The organism is Saccharomonospora sp. CUA-673 (assembly GCF_001942305.1).
In the GTDB taxonomy this organism is placed as follows: Bacteria; Actinomycetota; Actinomycetes; order Mycobacteriales; family Pseudonocardiaceae; genus Prauserella.
Genome location: NZ_MKKE01000043.1, coordinates 1 through 21385, shown reverse-complemented (window position 1 = coordinate 21385; position 21385 = coordinate 1). Strand labels below are relative to the sequence as shown.

The following is a 21385-nucleotide window of genomic DNA, read 5'->3' as shown; positions in this document are numbered from 1 at the left end:
GCAAACCCCCGCACGCGATCCGCGGGTGCGTCAGACCGCGCGCTTCTTGAGCTTGCGCCGCTCCCGTTCGGACAGTCCGCCCCAGATGCCGAAGCGCTCGTCGTGCGCCAGGGCGTACTCGAGACAGTCGTCCTTGACCTCGCAGCCCTGGCAGATCCGCTTGGCTTCCCGGGTCGAGCCGCCCTTCTCGGGGAAGAACGCCTCCGGGTCGGTCTGCGCGCACAGGGCACGCTCCTGCCAGTCCTGCTCGTCGGTGATGTCGAGCAGGTCCGCGAGAGCTTCGAATTCGTCGTCGGTCTGGGCGGCCCGGTCCTTCGGCCGTCCCCATTCGGTTCCCGTCGTGTCCAACAGCACGTCCGCCTCCTCGCTTCCACGCACTCCCAGGCTGGCGGTGTCTATCCCCTGAGCCTGTCAACACATCCACCTAGTGGACGCGCCATCGCTGCCCCCCTTACGGCAACGAATGACATTGATGTGATTACACCCGTGTAGTGCGGTGAGGTCAAGCGGAGTAGCGAGGTTGGGGGATACCTCCGCCCCTCAACGCAAGCGGACACGCCGAGTGAAACACACAGTGATCTCACGAGCGGGTCACGCTGTCGGGTCGATCGTGCCCACTGTCCCCCGCGACCGGGCAACCGTGCGTGCACATCCGCGCCGCCCGCGGCACCCGCCCTCTCACATGATCCACGCGTCCGATGCGCGAGGATGGTGCCGTGCAACGTTCGGTGGTCCGGCCCAGCCTGCTCTTCTATCTCCTCGTCCTCGTCACCGTGGTCGGCGGCGCCCTGGTCGCGCTGTTCCCGCCGCTGTCGGTGGACTACGCCACCGCACAGCTCGACCGCGACATCATCGGCACGCTCGGCATCGTGCTGCTCATTCTCGGCGGCTGGGCGGTGTCGCTCACGCTGCACGAGTTCGGTCACGCGATCGTGGCCTACAAGGGCGGCGACACGGAGGTGGCGCTCAAGGGCTACCTGTCGATGGACATCCGCCGGTACACCGATCCGGTGCTGTCGATGGTGCTGCCGCTGATCATCCTCGCGATCGGCGGCATCCCGCTGCCCGGCGGCGCGGTGTGGATCAACCACTGGGCCCTGCGCTCCCGCAAGATCGCCTCGTGGGTGTCGCTGGCCGGCCCGCTCAGCAACCTCGCCATCGGCATCGTGCTGACGCTCGTGGTGGTGTTCGTCAGCCTGCCCTCGGGCCTCGTCATCGGCCTGTCGTACCTGGCGTCGGTGCAGATCCTGGCGTTCGTGCTGAACATGCTGCCGGTGCCGGGCCTCGACGGCTACGGCGCGATCGAGCCGTACCTCTCGCCGCAGGCGCGCCAGTTCGGCGCGAAGGCGCGGCCGTGGGCACCGCTGGTGCTGTTCGCGCTGATCATCGCCGTGCCGATGGTCAGCAGCACGCTGTGGGACGTCACCAACGCGATCTTCGGCGCGGCAGGCGGAGACACCGTCGCCGCGCAGCTCGGCCAGCTGGCGTTCATGTTCTGGCGCTGACCGCCGACGGGGCCGCGCCCGCCGGCGGGTCGGCAGGGTCGGTATCGGCCATCCGTCGCGCCGGCTCACGCCCCGGGGTCGAGCTCCGCCCCGGGGCCCTTCGTGAACCAGCGGTCGGCGCGGGCGGCGATGCGTTTGAGCCCGGACCGCTCGCCGAGGTACTTGCCGAGCATGCCGACGACGGGCAGGTTCCCGAGCATCCGGTGGATCCACCGGCCGTGCGGACGTTTGTCCAACTCGCCCGGGATGTCGAGCAGCGTGCGGCCGAGCCGCCACAGCGAGGTGCCGAGGGCCACGATGGACGGCCTGCGCCGCTTGCCCTGCTCGTCCTTGCGCCCGTCGAGGTCCTCGGTGAGCCATTCGGTCTCGGCGTCCTCGGCCGCGCGGTCGCTCTCCCTGCCGGAGGCGACCTCGGCCGAGATCTCCCGCTCGAACAGCACGGACGCGATCAACCGGACGCGCGTCTCGACGTCGGTGTGGCCGCGTTCGCCCGCGAGAGCGCACAGCAGCAGCCCCTGCCCCGCGGCGCCCAGAGTGGCCTGCACGGGGAAGCGGTTGGCGAGCACGCCCGCGATGCCGGGCACGGCCGCCACCAGCGACGTGACCCGGCCGACGCGGCCCTTCCACCAACGGACGCGGGCGTCGACGCCCATGCGGGACCACGTCACGGTGCCGGGCACCTTCATCGAGTTGAGCCCGTGCAGCACGCGGTCACGCACCTTGGGCTCGTCGATCACCGGGTTCTCGGCCTCACGCGCGAGCACGGAGAACGGGTCCTTGTCCCGCAACCCGTCGACGAGCAGGCTCGCCGCGCGCACGAACGGCCGCAGCACGGCCACCACCTGAGCGTCCGAGATGCGCTCACCCATGTCCCTACCTCCGGCCGGCTCTCGACTCACGGGCATCGCGGCCCAGCACGCCGCCGAGCACGAGTCCCGCGGGCAGCGCACCACAGGCCAGCAGCAGCAGCGTGCGGACGTCGCCGATGAGCACGAGATCTCCGCCCGGTCCGGTGACACCTACGACCAGGATCGTGACCAGCCAGACCAGCAACGGGATCATGCCCAGTTTCCGGTTGCCCAAACCACTCGCGATCGACACGAGCCACGGGGTGGTGACGGCGGCGACCACGATCACGATGGGGAACGGCAGGTCACCGACGCGCGGCAGGATATTCCCGTCCAGCCGCAACGGCAGGTAGAACAGCTCGAGGAGCGCCAGCAACGCGGCATCGATCGCCAGCAGCGCGACCATCGCGATCCGCGCCTGCGGGGGCAGGCCGCCGAGGTCGTCGGGCTTGGTCACCCGGGGCGCGCGGATGCTCGACGCCGTCATGCGCCCGCTCCGGATTCAGGACCGTCGAGCGCCAGGCCGCCGAACAGATCGGTCTCGCAGCCCTCGGCCGGGCCGTGGGCGAGGACGAAGTACTCGGCGTCGGGGACGGGTTGGGCGATGCCGTTCGACAACGCGAACCACGCATCCGATCCGACGGCGATCTGCGTCTCGTGCGCCGCGAGCGCGGCGATCTTGTGCCGGCGGTACGCCGCGATGTCGACGACCGTGGTGATGTCGGCGTCCGGGGTCGTGGGCAGCTCGTCGTCGGCGGGAACCCGCACGGGCAGCTCGCCCGCGGCCGTCGGCCGCTCGGAGCGCAGCTCCGCGAGCCCCGCGTGCACCGCGCCGCGCGAGGAGACCGTATGGAACACGCGCCGTACCGATGCGGCCCTCGGTGCCGCGGCCATGGTGATGTCGTGGGCACGGATGTGATCGGGGTGCCCGTAGCCGCCGTGCGCGTCGTAGGTCACCACCACCTGGGGCCGCAGCTCGTCGAGCAGCTCGACCAGCTGCGCGGTCTGCCGGTCGACGTCCCCGCCGGCCAGCGCCCGCGGATGCTCCGCCGCCGGTGTGCCCGCCATGCCCGAGTCGCGCCACCGTCCGATGCCGCCGAGGTAGCGGTGCCCGGTCCAGCCCAGCGCGGCGCCCGCGGCGGCCAGCTCACCCGAGCGGTAACCGCCCAGCTGGTCGGACGCCCACGCCCCGAGCTCGCCCAGTGCCGACGGGATGATCTCGCCCTCCTCGCCCAGCGTGCAGGTCACGACCGTCACGTGCGCCCCTGCGGCGGCGTAGCGGGCGATCGTGCCGCCCGTGGTGATGCTCTCGTCGTCCGGATGTGCGTGAACCAACACGACGCTGCGCCCATTTCCCGAGATCACAACATAAGATTAATTCCTTCGACCCGTCCCCCGAACGGCGCATGTCGACTATCCTCGCGCCCACGTCCACGACCACCCAACGTGGCACCCGAACCCGCACTCGAAGGGCATCTGGTGAGCACAGACACACATTCACCGCAGGTCACCGGCACAACCGGCCCGGTGTTGTCCATTTCGGACCTGTTCATCTCGTTCAAGACCGAGGACGGTCCGGTCGACGCCGTCAAGGGCATCAGTTTCGACGTTCAGCCCGGGGAGATCCTGGCGATCGTCGGCGAGTCCGGTTCCGGTAAATCCGTGACCTCGATGTCCGTTCCCGGCCTGCTGCCGAAGACGTCGTCCATCGACGGCGCCCGCAGGGTCGAGGACACCGACCTCGGCGGGTTGACCGACAAGCAGCTCCGCAAGCACCGCGGCACCGATGTCGCGATGATCTTCCAGGAGCCGATGACCGCGCTGAACCCGATGTACACCATCGGGTGGCAGCTCCGGGAATCGCTGCGGGCGCACAACAAGGACATGTCGAAGGCCGACGCCACCGAGCGCGCCGTCGAACTGCTGGATCTGGTCGGGTTCCCCGAACCGGCGAAGCGGATCAACCAGTATCCGCACCAGCTCTCCGGTGGTCTGCGGCAGCGCGTCGTGATCGCGATGGCCATCTCGTGCGATCCGAAGATCATCATCGCCGACGAGCCGACCACCGCGCTCGACGTCACCGTGCAGGCGGAGATCCTCGGCCTGCTGCGCAAACTGCGGGACGACCTGAACACGGCGATCGTTCTGATCACCCACGACATGGGCGTCGTCGCCGACCTGGCCGACCGCGTGCTCGTGATGTACCAGGGCGAGATCGTCGAGCAGGCGCCCGTGGCGGAGCTGTTCGCCAACCCGCGCGAGGAGTACACGAAGAATCTGCTCGCGGCCGTTCCGGTGCTGGGCTCGCGGCCCGAGGGCAGGCGACTGCTCGAGGAGCAGCCCACCGAGGTCGACACCGAGATCACCGACGCCGAGGTCGCCGAGCGGCTGAAGGCCGTCGAGGAGGAGCTCGCGAGCGAGGTCGAGGCCGACGCTCCCGCCCTCGAGATCAAGGACCTGGTGCTGGAGTTCCCGGGCCGCGGCCGGAGCAAGGTGCGCGCCGTCGACGGCGTCTCGTTGTCCATCGAGGCCGGCGAGATCGTCGGCCTGGTCGGCGAATCGGGCTCGGGCAAGAGCACCGTGGGCCGCTGCGCGATCCGCCTGCTCGACCCGACGGCCGGTTCGGTGCACGTGGGCGGCCGCGACATCACCACGCTGTCCAACAAGAAGCTGCGGCCGCTGCGCCGGTACTTCTCGATCGTGTTCCAGGACCCGGCGTCCACACTGGACCCGAAGATGACCATCGGCGAATCCGTCGCCGAACCGCTAGTGCTGCACAAGGTGCTGGAGGGCAACGCCCTCACCTCGCGCGTGACCGAGCTGCTCGACCAGGTCCAGCTGTCCGGGCACTACCGCAACCGGTACCCGCACGAGCTGTCCGGCGGCCAGCGTCAGCGCATCGCCATCGCGCGGGCACTGGCGCTCGAGCCGAAGCTGCTCATCGCCGACGAACCCACCAGCGCGCTCGACGTGTCCGTGCAGGCGAAGGTGCTGGACCTGTTCCTCGACCTGCAGCAGAGCCTGAACTTCGCGTGCCTGTTCATCAGCCACGACCTCGCGGTCGTCGACCTGCTGGCCGACCGCGTCGCCGTGATGCGCAAGGGCCAGCTGGTCGAGGTCGGCGAGCGAGACCAGGTGCTGCACAACCCGCAGCACGACTACACCAAGCGGCTTCTGGCGGCCGCACCCGTGGCCGACCCGACACGGCAGCGCGAACGCCGCGAGGCCTGGGAGGCCAGCCGCTACACGAAGGCCGAATAGCGACGGCCGAACAGGACCGACACCGAAAGCGGGTCCACCTCCTCGGAGGTGGGACCGGCCTTCGTTCGTCCGATCGGCCTTCACGCGCCGCTGACGCGGGTCGAAGGCGTCCCGCAGACCGTCACCGATGAAGTTGACGCTCAGCGAGATCAGCACCAGCACCGTGAACGCGCCGAAGAACAACCACGGACGTCCCTGCATGTGCTCGTAGTTCTCGGCGATGACCAACCCCAACGACGTGTCGGGGAGCCGGACACCCAGGCCGATGAACGACAGGGCCGCCTCGGCGAGCACGGCCTGCGCGACCGCGAGGGTCGCGTTCACGGTGATCGTGCCGACCATGTTCGGGATCAGGTGCTTGAACACGATCCGTCCGGTGCCCGCGCCGGACGCCCGTGCCGCCTCGATGAACTCGCGCTGCGACAACGACATCGCCTCGGCGCGGGTGATCCTCGCGATCGGCATCCACGCGAACATCGCCAGCACGATCGCCACGACGTACCAGCTGCCCGCGAAGACCTGCACCAGGATCGCCGCCGCCGCGATCTGCGGCACGATCAGGAACAGGTCCGTGAGCCGCGAGATCGCCGAGTCGGTGATACCGCGCAGGTAGCCGGCGAGCGCACCGAACACGACACCGATGAAGGTCGCCAGGATCGCCACCGTCAACGCGATCATCAGGGAGTACTGCGTGCCGCGCAGCACCTGCGCGAGCATGTCCTTGCCCACCTGGGTCGTGCCGAGCGGGTGATCGACCCCCGGCTCCACATAGGAGTCGAAGCCCGCGTCCCAGTAGCCGTGCGGATAGAAGAACGGGATGACGATCGCCGCGAGCGTGAGCAGCACGATCACGATCAGGCTCGTCATCGCGAGCTTGTGCCGCAGGAACTTCCGCAGCACCATCTTGGACTGGCTGCGCGCCTCGGGCAGGGCCGCGACGTCGCCGTTGCTGTCGTTCGCGCCGGAACCGGCGTTCGTGGGGTTCAAGTCAGCCAACGCGAATCCTCGGGTCCAGAATGCCGTACACCAGGTCAGCGATGAGGTTGGCGATGACCACCGCGATCGAGATGACCACGATCCAACCCATCAGCGTGTTCGGGTCGTTCCTGTTCACGGCCTCGACGAGCACCGTGCCCATGCCGTTCCACGCGAACACCTGCTCGGTGATGATCGCGCCGGTCACGACCGTCACGAAGTTCACCGAGAACAACGTCGTCACCGGGATCAGCGCGTTCCGGAACGCGTGCCGCATGATCACGCGCGCCTGGCTCAGGCCCTTGGCCTGCGCCGTACGGACGTAGTCCATGTTCATCGTCTCGAGCATCGACGACCGCTGGAAACGGCTGTAGGCGGCGAAGCTGATGAACATGAGCGACAGCGTCGGCAGCGCCAGGCCGCCGACCCACAGGATGACCGAGTCGAAGAACCCGTCCCCGGCGCCGAGCTCCGTCGGACTGGTGGTCTTCAGGAACGGACTCCCCAGCAACGAGTCCAAGCCCAGGTCGTTGATCAGGACGTTCAACTGGATCCCGTACATCTTCAGGATGATGGCGACACAGAAGATCGGCATCGAGAAGAAGATGAACGCCGTCGTCGTGGCGATGTAGTCGATCGGCGTGTACTGCTTGACCGCGGCGAGGACACCGACGGCGACACCCAGCAGCAGCGCGATGATCTCGGCCGCCAGCACCAGTTGGATGGTGACCTGGAAGGCGCTCATGATCTTCGGGAAGACCGGTTCCATGTTGGCGCCCTGGGCGATCGAGATGCCCCAGTCGCCGGTCAGGAATCCACCGAGCCAGTCGAAGTAGCGCGGCACGATGCCTTGGTCGAGACCGAGCTGCGTCTCGAGATTATCGATGGCCTCCTGACTCACCCCTGGTTGGGTTCTGATTTCACCGAGGGGATCGCCCGCGGCCGCAACCATGCAGAACACCAGGAAGGTTCCGATGAACAGGATCGGAATCGAGATCGCCAAGCGGCGAAGAATATAGACAACCAGGTTCAACGACTTGCTCCTAGTCCGAGCTCCGCCCGGAATTATGCGCTACTGCTCGCGACACGATAGTCGGACCGTGGCCGAACGGAACAGGTACTTACGTCGCGCGTCGGGGGCCGGACTCCTCAGTCCGCCCCCGACGTCGACGTCAGCGCAGTCACGATGCTTGTGGCACCGCGGGCGAAACGGGCAGAGATACCGAAATTACTCGGCCGGCTCCCATTCACCGACGTTCCACAGTGCACCGTTGTACGACTGCATGTACACCCGATCGATGCCGGTGAAGCCCCACATCGACGGCGTGGCGAAGATCGGCAGAGTCGCGTAGGTCTCGGCCAATGCCGCGTCGGCCTCCTTGTAGTGCTCGAGCGCCTGGTCCTCGTCGGCCGTGCTGGTGGCCTTGTTGTAGGCCTCGTCCACGGCGTCGTCGCTCAGGCCCTGCCAGTTCTGCGGACCACCGGTGGTGTAGATGTTCCGCTGGGTCGACTTGTACGGCTCGGACGACCAGCCGAACAGGGCGATGTCGTAGTCACCCTTGTCGACCCGGCCCGCCAGGAAGTTCGGGTCCTGGTCCTCGCGCACCTCGATACCGGCCTGCGAGGCGACCGACTGGATCAGCTCGACGGTCTGCTTCCTGCGCAGGTTGTCGTTGAAGGAGATCGAGACGGAGAGGCGCTCGCCGTCCTTGGCGTAGATGCCGTCGTCGCCCTTCTCCCAGCCGCCTTCCTGCAGGATGCGCTCGGCTTCCTCGGGGCCCTGACCGGACTTGTCGCTGTACTGGTCCTCGTAGCCCTCTTCACCCTGGAAGAAGGTGATGCTGTTGTGCGGCTCGGCGTCCGGCTGCACACCGGAGACCAGCTTCTCGACGATGTCCTGACGGTCGACGACGGCGAAGAACGCCTTGCGGGCGGCCTCGTCGGCGAAGATCCGCTCGAAGTTGAGGTCGAGGTGCTCGTAGGTCAGCTGCGGCGCGGAACCGTAGGTGACGCCCTGGGCCTCGAGGGCCTGCAGGCGGTCGGCGGCGGTGCCGTCCGGCTGGGTGGAGGCGGCGACGTCGATCTCGCCGTTCTCCAGCGCACTCACCATGGCCTGCGTGTCCGGGATCGCCCGGACCGTGACCTCACTCGGGCCGCCCTTGCCACCGATCCACTCGGGGTTCTTCTCCAGGACGACCGTCTCGGTGTTGCGGTTGAAGCTCTTGATCTTGTACGGGCCGGAGCCGGGCATCACCTCTTCGTCGAAGCCCTTGAAGCCGTCGGCCCAGACCTCGGCGACGTCACCGATGTTGTCGGAGTCCGGGGTGACCGACGTGATGTCGTCGACGCCCGCCTCCTGCTCGACGATGTGGGCCGGCATGACGGCGCCCGCGCTGAACAGACCCATGTAGTCGACATACGGCTCGTCGAACTCGGCCGTGAACGTCAGGTCGTCGGTGCACTCACCCTGCTGGATCAGGTCGTAGCCGGTGGCCGAGGCGGCGTTGAAGCCCTCGGCGTGCCCGGACTGGGCGAGCCAGGAGAGGTAGAGGTCGTCGCAGTTCCACGCCTCACCGTCGGACCACTTGACGCCGTCCTTGATCTTCCACTCGACCGTGTAGGGGTCCTCGGAGGTGACCTCGATGGATTCCATCACGTCACCGTTGAGGAGCACCTTGTTGTTGCCGTCGAGCAAGGTCGGCGCGGCGAGGACCGGGGTCATCACGTAGTTGTTGTACGACGTGTTCGCGTCGGCGGTCCGGTTGTTGTACGCCGTGAAGCCCTCGTCGATGGCGACCGTGACCGGGTCCATCTCCTCGACCTCGGCGAGCGTGAAGACATCGCCTTCCTGGGCCTTGCCCTCGGCCATACCCGCGAGGTCGGCCGAGCCGCCGCCGTCGCCGCCGTTTCCGCCACCACAGGCTGTCAGCACCAGCGCCGACACAGCCACCAAGGACGTGGCGGAGATTGCTTTGGATCTCCTCATTACGTGTGCCCTCCTAGCACCGAGCCCGCGGTTGTCCGCCCGCAGGACTCACATCCCCCGGCCGGTCTGACCGGAGCATATGACGCGACGAACCACTCGTTCGGCGCATACTGGGAAGGAACGCTAAGAAGCCAGACACTCGCAGTCACCATCCACCAAGGGATCGTAACCAAAGGGTGACTTCCATCTAGCGTCCGGACATCCACTTCTTACATTCGGTAAACATCTGTCACCCGGAAGGCGACGTTTGGGAGCAATGTAATCGCTCGCGCTCTCACTCGGGTAACGAACCTACGAAAAGATTCGACCGAAGGCGATCGGTGACCGAATCGTCACCCGGTACGGCGATCCCAGTCCACCGCGGAGTCGAACGGTTCGGTGAGACTGTCGGAGCTGCGTACGCCGTCGACGCCGCGGGAAACGGCCACCGTGTCGACCGGCTGGAACAGCGGAATCGTCACCCCGGCGTGCCACAACGAAGGTTCCACCGTCGCCAGCGTGTCGCCGAGCGGCGTGGCGCCGGTGAGTGCATCGTCGATGTGCGACTGCAGTTCCGGATCACAGTAGCCCGCAACGTTCGCACTTCTCAGCTCGCCGGAAGTCGAATCGTTGTTGTCGGAAGTCGAATCGTTGCTCTCGGGGTCGTCGTTACCGCCGTCACCGTCGTTACCTTCGGTACTTTCGGCGTCTTCGGTGCTTTCCGAACTTTCGTCGGTACCGCCGGCATCGGCATCGCCTTCGGGGTTCGCGTTCCCGGGCCAGGCGGGACCGTCGTCGCCGGTTTCCGGACGGCCCTCGGATTCCTGATCGGCACCCGAGGCCCCGCCGGCCTCGCGCTCGTCGTTGCCGTCCGTGTCGTTGCCGTCCGTGTCGTCGTCGGCGGCGGTGCCGGCGGCGGTGTTGCCCGCGGGGGCGCAGCCGAACGACGAGGCCAGGGTCGAGGCCGGGTCGGTGCTGACCGGTTGCGGGACCACGGCGATGTCGACGGGCATCGCGCCGTTGTCCTCGCCGTTCGCGCCGGGCGCGAGGTAGTGGTTGAACAGCTCGCGCGGGTTCTCGGGCTCGACGTCGCGGATCTCGACGCCCGACTCGACGAGCTGCCGCGACAGTTCCTCGGCCACCGACGCGTACGGCTCCCGGTCGCCGGGCGCCGCGAGGGCCAACGACAACGGCCGTCCGTCGCGCGTCCAGGTGCCGGCCTCCAGCTCGTAGCCGGCCTCGCGCAACAGCCGCTCGGCCTTGCGCGGCTGCGGGTGACGCGGGGCCGCCTCGGGGATGGTGGGGCGATAGTCCTCATCGGACGGAGCCCGCACGTGGGCGGCGGCCCGGTGCGACGCCGACGGGCCGCCGTCGGCGCCGGCCGCGATCAGCGCGTCACGGTCCACCATGGCGCCCACGGCCTCGCGCACGTCGTCGTCGGCGAGTTCGCCGACCGGCCGCAGCAGCGTCGAGACGACGTAGGGCCGCGGCTGCTCGGACAGTTCGAGCGCGTCGCCCAGCTCCCTGAGGCGTTCCATCCCGCCCGCGTCGGTGCGCACGACGGTCAGCTGGTCCGTACCGGTGCGCAGCGCGCCGACGAGTCCGGTCGGGTCGGTGCGGCGCAGCACGAGCTTGTCGACGGCGGCGGGCTGCTCCCAGTAGCGCTCGTTGCGTTCGAGCACCATCTCGCCGCGTGCGTGGTCGACCGTGGTGATGGCGAACGGACCGCCGTAGGCGGGGAAGCTGTCACTGAGGGCGTTCTGCCAGCCGCCCGGGGCGTCCTTGAGCAGATGCGCGGGCAGCAGGTGGTCGAACAGGGTGCGCCAGCCCGGGTACGGCTCCGAGAACTGGACGTCGACGCGTTTGCCACCCTCGGCGGGGCTGATGTCGGAGATCAGCCGGTAGCCTGCCGCACCCACGACGCCGGGCTGTGAACGCATCGCCTCGTGCAGGTAGACGAAGTCCTCGACGGCGATCGGCGCCCCGTCCGACCACGACGCGTCGGGGCGGATCTCGTACGACACGGTGAAGGGGTCGTGGGCGACGACCTCGGCCGAGACCATCAGCCGTTCGTCGAGCTCGGGCCTGCCGTCCTCGCCGGGACGGAACACCGACGGCAGCAGCATCGAGGCCAGCGCGGACGTGGTGGTCGACTGGTCGGCGACGTTGTGCGGGTTGTAGCCGCCGCTGATCGTGTCGACACCGACGGCGACCTGGGCCTGCTGTTCGACCACGGGCTGCGAGGTCGGGGCGGCCTGGGAGCTGACGATCGGGGGCGGCGGCATGTTCGTGCACCCCGCGGCGAGCGTCGCCACGAGCGCGACCGCCGGCGCGGCGGCCCCGCGGCCGCGTCGCCCCCCACGGATCGCGCGCACGTCCCCACTCCTCGTTTCCGCGAAATGTCCTGTATGGCTCGCCCGAGCCTGCCAGATGCGGTGTGAACCCCTGGTACCGCCTTGGCCCGTCCCCGGGACCCGCCGTGATCGACGCACGAGCCGCGCGGGGTTCCCGCGCCGGCCTCGTGGGTTCAGGGCGTCACGCGTTGTTGTCGCGGGCCTTGGACCGCGAACGCTCCTTGGCGCGCGTGTTGCCGTCGAGGGTCACCTTGCGCACACGGACGGCGCTCGGGCCGACCTCGACGCATTCGTCGACCGAGCAGAACTCGAGGGCCTCCTCCAGGCCCAGCTTGCGCGGCCGGGCGAGGCGTTCGAGCTCGTCACCGGTGGCCGAGCGCATGTTGGTGAGCTTCTTCTCCTTGGTGATGTTGATGTCGAGGTCCTCGGCGCGCGGGTTCTCGCCCACGACCATGCCCTCGTACGCCTCGGCACCCGGCTCGACGAAGAACTCGCCGCGGTCGGACAGCTGCAGCATCGCGTACGTGGTGACCGGGCCGGAGCGGTCGGCGACCAACGAACCGGAGTGCCGGGTGCGGATCTCGCCGGCCCACGGGAAGTAGCCCTCGAAGACGTGGTTGGCGATGCCGGCACCGCGGGTCTCGGTGAGGAAGTCGGTGCGGAAGCCGATGAGCCCGCGGGCGGGCAGGACGTACTCGAGCTTGATGCGACCGGTGCCGGCGCCGTCCATCTCCTCCATGCGGCCCTTGCGCGAGGCCAGCAGCTGGGTGATGGCACCCATGTGTTCCTCGGGCGAGTCGATGTAGAGCCGCTCGAACGGCTCGTGCAGCTTGCCGTCGATGGTCTTGGTGACGACCTGCGGCTTGCCGACGGTCAGCTCGAAGCCCTCGCGGCGCATCTGCTCGACGAGGATCGCCAGTGCCAGCTCGCCGCGGCCCTGCACCTCCCAGGCGTCGGGACGTTCGGTCGGCAGCACGCGCATGCTGACGTTACCGATGAGCTCCTGGTCGAGCCGGGCCTTCACGAGCCGCGCGGTGACCTTGTCGCCGCCGTTGCGGCCGGACAGCGGCGAGGTGTTGACGCCGATGGTCATCGAGATCGCCGGCTCGTCGACCGTGATCCGCGGCAGCGCCTCGGCGTGCTCCGGGTCGCGAGCGTGTCGCCGATGGTGATGTCGGGGATGCCCGCGATGGCGACGATGTCACCGGCGGTGGCCTCCTGCGCGGGCACACGCTCGAGCGCCTGCGTGACCAGCAGCTCGGAGATGCGCACCTGCTGGCGCTCTCCGCCCTCCCGCAGCCACGCGACCGTCTGACCCTTGCGGATCTTGCCTGCGTAGATGCGCACGAGCGCGATGCGGCCGAGGAAGCTGGACGCGTCGAGGTTGGTCACGAGCGCGCTCAGCGGGGCGTCGGGATCGGCCGCCGGCGGCGGCATGTGGTCGAGCAGGATGTCGAACAGCGGGTCGAGGTTGTCGTTGTCGGGCACCTGGCCGTCGACGGGCCGTTCGAGGCTGGCGCGGCCGTCGCGCGCGGCGGCGTAGATCACCGGCATGTTCAGCACGGCGTCCATGGCGGCGTCGTCCATCCCGTCGATGTCGCCGGCCAGCTCGAGCAGCAGGTCGTGGGTCTCCTCGACGACCTCGGCGATGCGCGCGTCGGCGCGGTCGACCTTGTTGACGACGAGCACCACGGGCAGGCCCGCCTCGAGGGTCTTGCGCAGCACGAACCGGGTCTGCGGCAGCGGCCCCTCGCTGGCGTCGACGAGCAGCACGACGCCGTCGACCATCGACATGCCGCGCTCGACCTCACCGCCGAAGTCGGCGTGGCCGGGGGTGTCGATGACGTTGATCGTGACCGGGCCGTCCGGGGTGTTGCGGCGGATGGCCGTGTTCTTGGCCAGGATCGTGATGCCCTTCTCCCGCTCCAGTTCGCCGGAGTCCATGACGCGGTCGACGAGCTCGGCGCGTTCGGCGAAGGCGCCCGACTGCCGCAGCATGCGTCGACGAGCGTCGTCTTGCCGTGGTCGACGTGGGCCACGATCGCGATGTTCCGGAGGTCGGTCCTGACCTTCTCGGGGGTGAGTGCAGGCACGCGTAGATCTCCTGAAGGGGCGGGAAAGGGTTGGGTGACCTGCGCCGAATCGGCACTGCCGGTCTTTTCCCAGCGTACCGCCGCCCACGATGTGCCCAGCGCCACACCTCATAACCGGTGAGGTTGGCCTAACCTAAGTGGCGACCCGACGTCGCCCGTGGAGCGTGATTGATGGGCAAGAAGCGCAAGTCCGGCAAGTACATCAAGGCAAGTACATCAAGCCAGCACGAAGCTGGCCGTGGCGATGGCGCTCGAGGACGACCCGAAGTCCGCGGTCCGCAGCATGATCAAGGCGGGACAGCTCAAGAAGAAGTGCTGCAAGTCGAAACCGCGGTGCGCGAAATGCCCCGTCCTGGCGTTGCAGAACGCCAAGACGATGCAATCGAAGGTCTCGAAGGCGGCGTGATTCGCGAGTTCCTTCAGGTCGCGAGGAGTTCGTTGACCGCGTAGAGCTCATGGCAGGTGCGACTCGCCTCGAATTCGATCACCTCGTACGAGGCGAGATGTCCCAACGCGAGGGGGTCGGACGCGAGCATCGCGTCGAGCTTGAGCCTCGACATGTGCCGCACGACCAGAACCTCGCCGCGACGCAGGTCCCTGCGTCCCGACGTGACCAGGTGGTTCTGCTCGTACTGCTTGGCGAGCCATTCGGCGTGGTCCGGTAGGGCGTAGTCGAGAGCCGGCACCGGAGCTGTGTAGGTGACCAACACGACGTACATAAACCGAGAATACGCCCAAAATTCACCTGCCGCACCAAAACATCCGTACGGTTTAACCGCCGTGTCAGCACCCCACGTCGCCGTGTCAGCAATTCGCGTCGCCGTGTTGCGCGTTCGCGTACGCCCTCAGGCCAACAGTTCCTCAAGATCGGGAATCAACGCGCGATCGGCGGGAAGCCAATCGACATCGGACACCTCGTCGGCGGCGATCCAGCGTAACGCCTTGTGTTCGACGGCCTGCGGAATGCAGCCGCTGACCAGCGCCGCGGCGTAGATCCTAAGCACCGCACCGCCCGGCAACACGACGTCCTCGCCGACGGGAACACCCACGGTGACCTCGATGGCCAGCTCCTCGGCGCATTCCCGCCGCAACGCGGCCTGTTCGGTCTCGCCGGGCTCGACCCGCCCGCCGGGCAGCTCCCACAGTCCCGCGGCGTCGTCGGGATAGGCCCGCTGCTGGATGAGCAGCTTGGCGCCGTCGACGATCGCCGCGCCCACGATCACGCGTTCCATAGTCTCGGTCACGGGTCCCGATCGTGCCTGCGCCAGCTCACCTCGAAACGAGCACCCCCGTCCGGAGACTCGCCGACGACGACCCGACCGCCGCGGCGGCGTACCGCCTCGGCCACCAGCGCGAGCCCGAGTCCGGTCCCGCCGGAGCTGCGCGCCCGGTCGTCGGAGGCGCGGTAGAACCGGTCGAACACGCGCCCGCGGTGCTCCGGTTCGACGCCGGGACCGTCGTCGTCGACGACGACCCGCACCCATGCGCGCGTGGCCAGCACCGACACGACGATGCGGTGCCGGGCGTGCCGGCAGGCGTTGCGCAACAGGTTGTCGAGCACCAGTTCCACCTCCGACGGTGCGGCCAGCGCCCACGCCTCCGGCACGAGCGCGCTCACCCGCACGTCGGGTGCGTCGGCGAGGCGTTCGACGGCGGCCCGCGCCTCGGTGACCAGTTCGACGGGTTCGGCGACCGGCAGCTCGCCCGCGTCCGCACGCGCGAGCATGAGCAGCCCGTCGAGCAGCGTGGAGAGGCGTTCGGCCTCGACGAGGATGTCCGCCAACGTCTCCTGGGCCACGGCTCCGTCGCCCGCCGCGACGCCGACCTCGGCCTGTACCCGCACCGACGCCACGGGCGAACGCAGTTCGTGCGCCGCGTCTCCGGTGAACCGGCGCAGCCGCTCGGCGACCGCGTCGTGGCCGGCGAGCAGGTCGTTGAACTCGGTGGTCAGCGCGCCGAGCTCGTCGGAGGACTCCGGTTCGGGCAGCCGGCCGCCGGGCGGCAGTCCGCGCAGCGACCGGCGCAGGCGCGCCACCGGGCGCAGCGCCGCGCCGGTGGTCACCCAGGCGACGCCGCCGACGACGACCGCCCCCGCCGCGGCGAGTCCGAGGAGCCATTGCGTGCCGCTCGCGGTCGCCGCGGCCAGGCCGGCCAGCGGGGCACTCGCGACGACGAGCCGTTGCGCACCGTCCGGCGCCGTGGCGACCGTGCCGGCCCACCGCGTGGGCATGCCGGCACCCGGAACGGTTACGGCCAGTCCGGCCTTGAGGTCGGAGACGTGTGCGTCGCCCAACGCCGGTCGGGCGCCGGGGTCGACGGGATCGCCTGCCGTGTCGAGCACCCGGATCGACAGTCCATCCGCTGTGGACGGTGTCCGTCCACTTTCGACGTCGCGTTCGGCGGTGTGCGCGGCCGTGCGCAGGTCGACGTCGACGCCGTCGAGCAACCACGGCTCGACGTACCGGCCACCGGCCAGCGCAAGACCCAACAACACGACCGCGGCCACGAGCGTCGCGACCACCGTGACGCGCGTGCGCACCCCGCGCCGCCGCCGCCACCGCAGCACGCTCACGGCGCCGGTTCCGCATCCGGATCACCTGCGACGTAACCGTGTCCGCGCACCGTGCGCACGAAGGCCGTCGCGCCCACGGCATCGAGCTTGCGCCGCAGATATCCGACGTAGACCTCGACGACGTTGCGCGTGGCCGCCCGCTGGTCGCCCCACACCGACCGCAGCAGCTCCTCCTTGGTCACGACCGTGCCGGCGCGGCCGGCGAGCGCCTCGAGGAGCGCGTACTCGCGGGGGCTCAACGGGACGAGCTCGTCGCGCCAATGGACCTCGCGCCGTCCGCGGTCCAGCACCAGTGGGCCGATCCGCAGCTGACCGCGGGCCCCCTCGGCCGCGCTCCGCCGCAGGGTCGCCCGGACCTGGGCCACCAGCACGACGAACGAGAACGGCTTGACGACGTAGCCGTCGGCGCCCAGATCGAGCCCGTCGGCCTGGTCGATCTCGCCGTCCTTGGCGGAGATCAGCAGCACGGGCGTCGCCACGCCCTCGGCACGCAGCCGCTCGAGCACGCGGTAACCGGACAGGCCGGGCAGCATGATGTCGAGCAACACGACGTCGAAGGCGCCGGTCCTGGCCAGGCTCAGCGCGGTCGGGCCGTCGGCCGCCACGGTGACGTCCATGCCCTCGGCGCCGAGACCCCGGCTGAGGGCCTTGCGCACCCCCACCTCGTCGTCGACGACCAACACTCGCGGTTCCACGCCTGACAGCATGCCGTGTTCCCGGCCGTGGCGCGGCTTCTCTCAGCGCGTTCTCAGCGGGCCGGACGTTCTCAGCTCGGTCTCAGCACCGGACGAGCAGGCTCATCGGTGTCGGGGAACACTGGGACACGAGGAGGATCTTGTGAACACGAAACGGAAGGCGACGACGGTAGCGGTCGCCGGCACGGCCGTGGGGGCGTTGGGACTGGGGCTGCTGGCCATGCCGGCCGGGGCCGAGGACGCACCGGAGCTGCCCGAGATCGGGGCGCAGCAGCTGGTCGGGTCGGTGCTGTCGGCCGAGCCGAAGGCGATGGCGGGCACGGCGGAGGTCGACAACGAGCTCGGCCTGCCCGCGGTGCCGGGGGTGCCGGCGCTGGACGCGCAGCAGGCGCGCGTCTACTACGACGGTGCGGGCAAGGGCCGGATCGCGCTCGAGAAGGACTCGAGCGAGCACACGTACGTCCTGGGCGACGACGCGCTGTGGTCGTACGACTCGGAGGCGGGCACCGCGACGCGGACCGCGCTGCCCGCGGAGGCCCGCCAGCAGCCCGAGTCCCCCGAGGCGGCCGGCGCCGATCCGGCGCAGGCGGCGACCCAGGTCGTCGAACAGCTCCGGAAGACCTCGGACGTCGCGGTCGACGGCACCGCCAGAGTGGCGGGCCGCGCGGCGTACGAGCTGGTGCTGACGCCGAAGCCGGACGAGCGGACGCTGCTGCGCGAGGTCCGCGTGGCCGTGGACGCCGAGGAGCGGCTGCCGCTGCGCATGCAGGTCCTCACGCACGGCACGACGGAACCGGCGCTCGAGGCCGGGTTCACCGACCTCGAGTTCGGCCCGCAGCCGGAGCGGCTGTTCGAGTTCTCGCCGCCCGCGGGCACCGAGGTCACCGAACAGGGCGCAGGTGAGCACCCGCGCGACGAGCAGCACGAAGCCGCACCCGAGGTCGACATCGTCGGCGAGGGCTGGGACACGGTGGTGCTCGCCCGCATCCCGGAGGAGCTGCGTCAGCAGGCCGAGTCCGGTGACGGCGACATGGACATGGCCGCCATGCTCGAGCAGGTCGGCAAGCCCGTGCAGGGCGAGTTCGGTTCCGGCCACGTCGTCGAGACGCGGGTCGGGACGGCGTTGATCACCGACGACGGCCGGGTCGCCGCGGGCGCCGTGCCGGAGCAGGTACTGCGCGAAGCGCTGGAGAACCGGTGAGCACGGCCGCCGGGACGATCGTGGCGGGTCCCTCCTCCGTGGAGGGGCCCGCCCCCGCAGCCCGCACGCGCGGACTGCGGAAGACGTACGGGCGCACCGTCGCCGTCGACCACGTCGACCTCGACGTGCCCGAGGGGTCCGTGCTGGGCATGCTCGGGCCGAACGGCTCGGGCAAGACCACGACGATCCGCATGCTGCTCGGCCTCGTGCAACCCACCGAGGGGGAGGTCGAACTGCTCGGCCACCGCATGCCCGACCGGGCCGCGCACGCGCTGCCCGACGTCGGCGCCCTCGTGGAGGGGCCGGGATTCCACCCGTTCCTGTCGGGCAGGGAGAACCTGCTGCGCCTGGCCGCCGCAGAACCGCGGCTCACGTCGGCGCGTATCCCGGGCGCCGTCGACGCCGCGCTCGAACGCGTCGGCCTGACCAAGGCCGGCGAGCGCCGGTACCGCGGCTACTCGCTCGGCATGAAGCAGCGCCTCGGCCTGGCCGGCGCGCTGCTGGTGCCGCGCAGGCTCGTGGTGCTCGACGAACCCACCAACGGACTCGACCCGGCCGGTACGCGGGAGATCCGCTCGGTCATCGCCGATCTGCACCGCGACGGCGTGACCGTGGTCGTGTCCTCGCATCTGCTGGCCGAGGTGGAGGCGACGTGCACGCACGTGGCCGTGCTCAACGAGGGGACCCTTGTCGCGCAAGGCGACCTGACCGAACTGCTCGAATCGGAGTCACCGTCGCTCGACGTGTCCACAACGGACACCACGGCCGCCGTCGAGGCGTTGCGGGCCGCCCACCTGACGGCCCGTCCCGTGCCGGAGGGCGTACGCGTGGAACTCACCCGAGCCACGGCACCGGACGTCATCGCCACGCTCGTCGGCGCAGGCATTCCGGTGTACGAGGCGCGGCGCAGCCGGACGGGCCTCGAGGACCTGTTCGCCCGGTTGACCCAGGACAGCGAGGAGGGCTCGACATGGACGTCCTGACCGAACCGGCCCGCCGCACGGCACCCACAACACGGCTGCTGCGGGCGGAACTGCGGTGGATCTACCGCAGGCCACGCACCCTCATCGTGCTCGGCCTGCTCGGAGTCATCCCCGTGATCATGGGCGTCGCCCTCACGATCTCCGGCCCCGCCGGACCGGGAGGCGGCCCCGGCGGACCCGACGAAGGGGCGGGTCTGCTGTCGGCCGCGGCCGGTGGCCTCGTGCTTCCCGTCGCCGCGCTGGGCATGACGATGAACCTGCTGTTGCCGCTCGCCGCCGCCATGTCCGGGGCCGACGCGTTGGCCGGGGAAACCTCCACCGGCACGTTGCGGGGCTGGCTACTCGCGCCCGTCGGACGCGGACGACTGCTGCTGGTCAAGGCGTTCGGCGTCGCCACCTTCACCGTGAGCGCCGTCGCCGTCATCGCCGGCGTCGGCGTGGTCACCGGCCTGATCCTCAACGGCACCGACACGCTCTACACCCTGTCCGGGACGACGCTGTCGCTCGTCGACAGCCTCGGCCGCGTCGCACTCGCCGGCGCGTTCCTCACCGTGCAGCTGTGGGCCGTCGGCGCCGTCGCGCTGGCCATCTCCGCCCGCACCGACCACCCCATGGTCGTGATGGCCTCCGTACTCGGCGGCGTCGTCGTCTTCGCCGTCCTCGGCAACCTCGACGCGCTCTCGTGGCTCCACCCGTTCCTCATCACCGACTCCTGGTGGTCCATCGTCGACGTCCTCCGCGACCCCGTTCCGCTGGGCGGCTTGACGCAGGGCGTGCTTGTCGCCGCGTGCTACGGGGTTGCCGGCGGGGCCCTTGCCTACGGGCGGGTCATCTCCCGCGACGGCTGACCACCCGGGGGGTGCGCGGGTCGGGGGTCGGGGGCACGGGCGGTGTGGGGTGTGGGGACACCCCACACCGCCGTGTCAGCAGCCTGCGTCGCCGTGTTGGCGTTCTGCGGCGTCGTGTTGGCACCTCACGTCGCTGTGTCAGCAGTTTGCGTCGCCGTGTCAGCAGCCTGCGTCGCTGTGTTGGCGTTTCGCGGCGTCGTGTCGGCAGTTCGCGTCGCTGTGTTGGCCGTTTGTGGGCGAGACCTGCACTCGGGGTGGGGGCGCCTCGCCGGCTGGGCAGGTCTCCGGGATGTTCGGGCGGCCTTGCCGCCGGGGAAGTGTCATCCCCTCGACTGCTCGTTGGGGTATCACACTGCAGCCAGGGCGCAAGGTTTTCGTTTCTTGGTTCCGGTTGGTTTCGGGTTGCGCCCTGACTGCAGTGTGATGGTTGCTGTTTAGGTCGACGGGATGACACTTCACGGGGGCGGTTCTGTGGGTGGGGTGGTTGGCGGGTTTGGCCTTGCTTCGCTTCGGCGGTGGCGGTATTTGGGGTGGCGGTGGTGGGGTTACTTTTCGTGGTGGTTCTTTGTCATGCTTCTGGGTGGTGTTTGCCGATCAATTGTTCGGTATCATTGGTTGCGTGACAGACGTTGAGGGGATCGTTGAGTCGGCTCGCGGGGTTCTTGCGCTGCGGGCTCGGGCTGATGCTGCTGAGGTGGAGTTTCTTGCTTCGCTCGATGACGGGTCGTCTCCTGATTCGTGGGAGCGGCGGTCGTTGGCTGAGGCGTTGGCGCCTGAGCTTCGGCTGTCACCTCAGGGGGTTTTGGATCGGATTCATACCGCGCTGGCGTTGACTTATCGCATGCCTCGACTATTGCAGGCTATGCGAGAGGGTCGGGTGGATCGGTATTGCGCCGAGCGGGTGCTTAATACTGTCGCGCCGGTTTCCGATTCCGATGCGCTTGAGGTTGATCGGCGACTGGAGGAGAAGCTTTCTCGGCTGTCTCTTACTGCGTGGCAGCCTCGGAATATGGCTTGGCATGCGTCGCAGATCGTCAAGCAGGTTGACCCCGGTGCTGAGACCGCCGCTGCGCGCATGGCCCACG

The 21385-nt window shown here is 69.3% G+C and carries 18 protein-coding genes and 2 pseudogenes; 7 read left to right on the top strand and 13 right to left on the bottom strand.

Features of this window, described 5'->3' with window-relative positions:
* Window positions 1–30: 30 nt before the first annotated feature.
* Window positions 31–267 carry a WhiB family transcriptional regulator gene (locus tag BJF85_RS18240; RefSeq protein ID WP_139320705.1) on the bottom strand — a complete coding sequence of 79 codons (237 nt, stop codon included), beginning with the start codon at window positions 265–267 and terminating at the stop codon, window positions 31–33.
* Window positions 268–716: 449 nt separating this feature from the next.
* On the opposite strand from BJF85_RS18240, the gene BJF85_RS18235 reads away from it, so the two are divergent.
* Complete coding sequence (locus BJF85_RS18235) at window positions 717–1505, top strand: site-2 protease family protein (protein WP_075849279.1); 789 nt, start codon at window positions 717–719, stop codon at window positions 1503–1505.
* A gap of 65 nt (window positions 1506–1570) precedes the next feature.
* Here the strand turns inward: BJF85_RS18235 and BJF85_RS18230 are convergent, their stop codons facing one another.
* The 3 genes from BJF85_RS18230 to mshB are packed head-to-tail and all read right to left on the bottom strand — an operon-like array spanning window position 1571 to window position 3718.
* Entirely contained in the window at window positions 1571–2374 is an 804-nt protein-coding gene (locus tag BJF85_RS18230; RefSeq protein ID WP_075849261.1) for a hypothetical protein, read from the bottom strand.
* A gap of 4 nt (window positions 2375–2378) precedes the next feature.
* Window positions 2379–2840, bottom strand: a complete 462-nt coding sequence (locus BJF85_RS18225) for a hypothetical protein (protein ID WP_369822216.1) — start codon at window positions 2838–2840, stop codon at window positions 2379–2381.
* Window positions 2837–3718, bottom strand: coding sequence for an N-acetyl-1-D-myo-inositol-2-amino-2-deoxy-alpha-D-glucopyranoside deacetylase (gene mshB / locus BJF85_RS18220; protein ID WP_075849259.1), 882 nt, complete (start codon window positions 3716–3718; stop codon window positions 2837–2839). Before mshB ends, BJF85_RS18225 begins: the two co-directional genes overlap by 4 nt.
* Before the next feature lie 114 nt (window positions 3719–3832).
* Between mshB and BJF85_RS18215 the strand changes: the two genes are divergently transcribed.
* Window positions 3833–5614 (top strand): ABC transporter ATP-binding protein, encoded by a 1782-nt coding sequence (locus BJF85_RS18215; protein ID WP_075849275.1) that lies wholly within the window; start codon window positions 3833–3835, stop codon window positions 5612–5614.
* 75 nt (window positions 5615–5689) lie between these two features.
* Here BJF85_RS18215 and BJF85_RS18210 read toward each other — a convergent pair.
* The 5 genes and pseudogenes from BJF85_RS18210 to typA all read right to left on the bottom strand — a co-directional run.
* Window positions 5690–6601 (bottom strand): annotated as a pseudogene (locus tag BJF85_RS18210) (ABC transporter permease); the annotation flags it as partial.
* Window position 6602: 1 nt separating this feature from the next.
* Window positions 6603–7622, bottom strand: a complete 1020-nt coding sequence (locus tag BJF85_RS18205) for an ABC transporter permease (RefSeq protein WP_075849257.1) — start codon at window positions 7620–7622, stop codon at window positions 6603–6605.
* A gap of 195 nt (window positions 7623–7817) precedes the next feature.
* On the bottom strand, window positions 7818–9575 hold the full coding sequence (locus BJF85_RS18200; protein WP_075849255.1) for an ABC transporter family substrate-binding protein: 1758 nt from the start codon (window positions 9573–9575) through the stop codon (window positions 7818–7820).
* A gap of 332 nt (window positions 9576–9907) precedes the next feature.
* Window positions 9908–11929, bottom strand: a complete 2022-nt coding sequence (locus BJF85_RS18195; RefSeq protein WP_075849253.1) for an ABC transporter family substrate-binding protein — start codon at window positions 11927–11929, stop codon at window positions 9908–9910.
* 160 nt (window positions 11930–12089) lie between these two features.
* Window positions 12090–14001, bottom strand: a pseudogene (typA, locus tag BJF85_RS18190) (translational GTPase TypA).
* A gap of 238 nt (window positions 14002–14239) precedes the next feature.
* On the opposite strand from typA, the gene BJF85_RS28070 reads away from it, so the two are divergent.
* Window positions 14240–14407 (top strand): hypothetical protein, encoded by a 168-nt coding sequence (locus tag BJF85_RS28070; protein ID WP_158056993.1) that lies wholly within the window; start codon window positions 14240–14242, stop codon window positions 14405–14407.
* Between the two features lie 13 nt (window positions 14408–14420).
* On the opposite strand, the gene BJF85_RS18185 is transcribed toward BJF85_RS28070, so the two are convergent.
* From BJF85_RS18185 to BJF85_RS18170, 4 genes are all read right to left on the bottom strand, one after another.
* On the bottom strand, window positions 14421–14720 hold the full coding sequence (locus BJF85_RS18185; protein ID WP_075849251.1) for a YciI family protein: 300 nt from the start codon (window positions 14718–14720) through the stop codon (window positions 14421–14423).
* 126 nt (window positions 14721–14846) lie between these two features.
* Window positions 14847–15233 (bottom strand): (deoxy)nucleoside triphosphate pyrophosphohydrolase, encoded by a 387-nt coding sequence (locus BJF85_RS18180; protein ID WP_075849249.1) that lies wholly within the window; start codon window positions 15231–15233, stop codon window positions 14847–14849.
* 8 nt (window positions 15234–15241) lie between these two features.
* On the bottom strand, window positions 15242–16567 hold the full coding sequence (locus tag BJF85_RS18175) for a HAMP domain-containing sensor histidine kinase (RefSeq protein ID WP_075849273.1): 1326 nt from the start codon (window positions 16565–16567) through the stop codon (window positions 15242–15244).
* A gap of 2 nt (window positions 16568–16569) precedes the next feature.
* A complete protein-coding gene (locus BJF85_RS18170) occupies window positions 16570–17280 on the bottom strand; it encodes a response regulator transcription factor (RefSeq protein ID WP_075849247.1) in 711 nt (236 codons plus the stop codon).
* A 130-nt stretch (window positions 17281–17410) separates the two neighbouring features.
* Here BJF85_RS18170 and BJF85_RS18165 point away from each other — a divergent pair, with 130 nt between their 5' ends.
* From BJF85_RS18165 to BJF85_RS27445, 4 genes are all read left to right on the top strand, one after another.
* Entirely contained in the window at window positions 17411–18469 is a 1059-nt protein-coding gene (locus BJF85_RS18165) for a sigma-E factor regulatory protein RseB domain-containing protein (protein WP_075849245.1), read from the top strand.
* On the top strand, window positions 18466–19452 hold the full coding sequence (locus tag BJF85_RS18160; protein WP_139320699.1) for an ABC transporter ATP-binding protein: 987 nt from the start codon (window positions 18466–18468) through the stop codon (window positions 19450–19452). The genes BJF85_RS18165 and BJF85_RS18160 overlap by 4 nt, the downstream gene beginning before the upstream one ends.
* Entirely contained in the window at window positions 19440–20300 is an 861-nt protein-coding gene (locus BJF85_RS18155) for an ABC transporter permease (protein WP_075849243.1), read from the top strand. The genes BJF85_RS18160 and BJF85_RS18155 overlap by 13 nt, the downstream gene beginning before the upstream one ends.
* Window positions 20301–20784: 484 nt before the next feature.
* Window positions 20785–21385: DUF222 domain-containing protein (locus BJF85_RS27445; RefSeq protein WP_158056991.1), on the top strand; the 601-nt coding region annotated here is incomplete at its 3' end.